Below are 2,773 nucleotides of genomic sequence, written 5' to 3'. Positions count from 1 at the left end.
CTCACCGACCTGGTGTTCGACACCAACCGCGCGGTGATCGATGCCCGCACGCCGCACACCGAGCGGGCCAACATGTTCAGCACCGTGGTCGGCCTGGTGATCGACTTCGTGCGCCACCGGGTGCACTGGGCGCATGCCGGCGACTCGCGGCTGTACTGGTTCCGCCAGGGCCGCCTGCATGCGCGCACCCGCGACCACAGCCTGGTGCAGTCGCTGGTGGATGCGGGCCTGCTGCCCGCCGACCAGGCCACAAAACATCCGCAGCGCAGCGAGTTGCGCTCGGCCCTGGGCACGGCGTCGGACGTGCTGGAAGTCAGCGACAGCGGCGAGCCCCACGAGGTGCTGGCCGGCGACGTGTTCCTGCTGTGCACCGACGGGCTGTGGGAGCACGTGCCCGATGCGCTGCTGCTGTCCACCCTGGCGGCGGCGCCCACGCCCACGGCCTGGCTGGCCGCGCTGGAACAGGTGGTGACCGACGCCACGCGGCAGAAGGCCAGCCACGACAACTTCACCGCCTTGACGGTGTGGACCTCGGCCGCCCCGGCCGTGTAGTCACGAGGACCCGCACATGCCCCACCAGACCTGCACGGGCGGCCTGCTGAAGTGCAGCTTCGGCATGGCCCCCAGCACCTTCGTAGCCACGCCCCGGCCCATCCTCACCAGCAACATGGCGGCCGGCAACATCATGGACCACGTGCCCATGAGCAACATCATGCCCTTCGGCATGTGTCAGTCGCTGGCCAACCCGACCGTGGCCTCGGCCACCGCCGCTGCGCTGGGCGTGCTCACGCCCATGCCCTGCGTGCCCAACACCCCCACCCCGTGGGCGCCCGGCGTGCCCACCGTGCTGCTGGACCAGATGCCCGCGCTCGACCAGAACTGCAAGCTGATGTGCCTCTGGGGCGGCGTCATCGAGTTCACCCAGCCCGGGCAGATGACGCACCAGATTCCGTGATCAGGGCTTGGCGCCCACGCGCCCGATCTCGACGCGGCGGTTCTCGGCGGCGAACGGGTCCTTGGTGACCTTGGGGGCGGTGGCGCCCAGCCCCACGGCTTCCAGCATGCTGGCGTCGGCGCCCTTGTCCACCAGGTAGCTCTTGACGGCTTCGGCCCGGCGCTCGGACAGCGCCTGGTTGGCCTCGGGCGTGCCCGATGCATCGGCATGGCCTTCGATGCGCACGGTGCGGCCGCTGCCCGCCTTGCCGCGCAGCACGTCGGCAAACACGTCCAGCTGCTTGCGCAGCATGTCGGGCAGTTCGGCCGAGCCCACCTTGAACGAAGCAGCCGGCAGCGAATAACGCACCGCCGGCTTGAAGCCCATGCACTTGAAGCCCGCGGCTTCCAGTTCCTTGCAGGCGTCTTCGGGAAACAGCCCTTCCTTGACGGCGGCGGCATCGGGCACTTGGTTGCCGATGTCCAGCGCATCGGCCGCATTGGCCTGCAACAGGGTGACCAGGCCCACGACCACCGCCACACAACGGCCGGCATGCAACACAACAGGCAAGCGTTTCATCTCGGATCCCCAACAACTGTCATAGGTTTGACACCGCTTCCGAAAGCCGCTTGGCATGCGGCGGCGGCCAGCAGCAAATGATAGTCGGCCAGGCGTGCACGGCATCCCACACGAGGGGGAATCGACAGGTCTTTGCATGACGCACAAAGCGTGACGCTGCAAGCATCGCCGTGTATCGTTCACACCTTGTTTCGCGGGGCCGGCACGCAGTTGGGTGCCATCGCTTTCCGCCCACACAACAGCGAGCTTCATGACCTGGCACAACAAGGTGATGTGGACGGAGGGCATGTTCCTCCAGCCTCAGCATTTCCAGCAGCAGGACCGACACACCGCCCGACTCGTCGATGCCCGTGTCAACGCCGTCATTGCACACCACTGGGGCTTCAGCACCCTGGCCCTCGATGAGGCTGCGCTGCTGCAAGGCAAGCTGGCCCTGACCAGCGCCACCGGCGTGCTGCCCGACGGCACGCCGTTCTCCATCCCCACGCACGACGCAGCGCCGCCCGCACTCGACGTGCCGCCCGATGCGCGCGACGAGCCGGTGCTGCTGGTGGCCGCGCTGGCCCGCCCCGGCGTGGCCGAGAGCGACGTGGAAGACAGCGCGCCCAGCATGCCGCCGCGTTACCTGGCCAGCGACGTGGAAGTGGCCGACAGCCATGCCGTCAGCCTGCGCCAGGCGCCGCTGCAGATCGGCCGGCTGAACCTGCGGCTGATGCTGGCGCGTGATGCCAACGAAGGCTTCACCCAGCTGGCCGCGGCCCGCATCGTCGAGCGCCGGGCCGATGGCCGCGTGGTGCTGGACACCCAGCATGTGCCGCCGATGCTGCATGTGGCCGCGCACCCGGTGCTCGACAGCTACCAGCGCGAAGTGCTGGGCATGGTGCGCCAGCGCAGCGAAGCGCTGGCCGCCCGCCTGGCCCAGCCCGGCCGCGCCGGCGTGGGCGAGATCGCCGACTTCGTGTTCCTGCAGACGCTCAACCGCACCGAGCCGCTGCTGGCCCACCTGCCGCAACTGCCGGTGCTGCACCCCGAGCGGCTGTACACCGTGCTGCTGCAACTGGCCGGCGAGCTGTCCACCTTCCGTGAACGCAAGCGCCCGGCCGACTACCCGCCCTACCGCCACGACGATCTGGCGCCCTGCTTTCGCGCGGTGATGGGCGACCTGCGGCAGTCGCTGTCGATGGTGCTGGAACAAACCGCCATCCCCATCGAGCTGCAGGAGCGCAACCACGGCGTGCGGGTGGCCATCATTGCCGACAT

General features: G+C 69.0%; 4 protein-coding genes. 3 read left to right on the top strand and 1 reads right to left on the bottom strand.

Annotation, left to right across the window (positions count from 1 at the left end; translation table 11 throughout):
• Both ABNT58_RS27485 and ABNT58_RS27480 read left to right on the top strand, forming a co-directional pair.
• Positions 1-552, top strand: a 552-nt coding sequence (locus ABNT58_RS27485; protein ID WP_348756552.1) for a serine/threonine-protein phosphatase, incomplete at its 5' end; no start/stop codon positions are given.
• Positions 553-568: 16 nt separating this feature from the next.
• Positions 569-955 (top strand): DUF4280 domain-containing protein, encoded by a 387-nt coding sequence (locus ABNT58_RS27480; RefSeq protein WP_348756551.1) that lies wholly within the window; start codon positions 569-571, stop codon positions 953-955.
• Here the strand turns inward: ABNT58_RS27480 and ABNT58_RS27475 are convergent, their stop codons facing one another.
• Positions 956-1,462: an OmpA family protein gene (locus tag ABNT58_RS27475; RefSeq protein WP_348756550.1), complete on the bottom strand. Its 507-nt coding sequence runs from the start codon at positions 1,460-1,462 to the stop codon at positions 956-958. It abuts the gene before it with no gap.
• A 301-nt stretch (positions 1,463-1,763) separates the two neighbouring features.
• On the opposite strand from ABNT58_RS27475, the gene tssK reads away from it, so the two are divergent.
• A partial coding sequence (gene tssK, locus ABNT58_RS27470; protein ID WP_348756549.1) for a type VI secretion system baseplate subunit TssK occupies positions 1,764-2,773 on the top strand: 1,010 nt, incomplete at its 3' end.

It is taken from the genome of uncultured Aquincola sp. (assembly GCF_964001545.1).
In the GTDB taxonomy this organism is placed as follows: domain Bacteria; phylum Pseudomonadota; class Gammaproteobacteria; order Burkholderiales; family Burkholderiaceae_C; genus Aquincola.
Note: the sequence above shows the minus strand (reverse complement) of the source record. Positions and strands in the feature narration are given on the sequence as shown.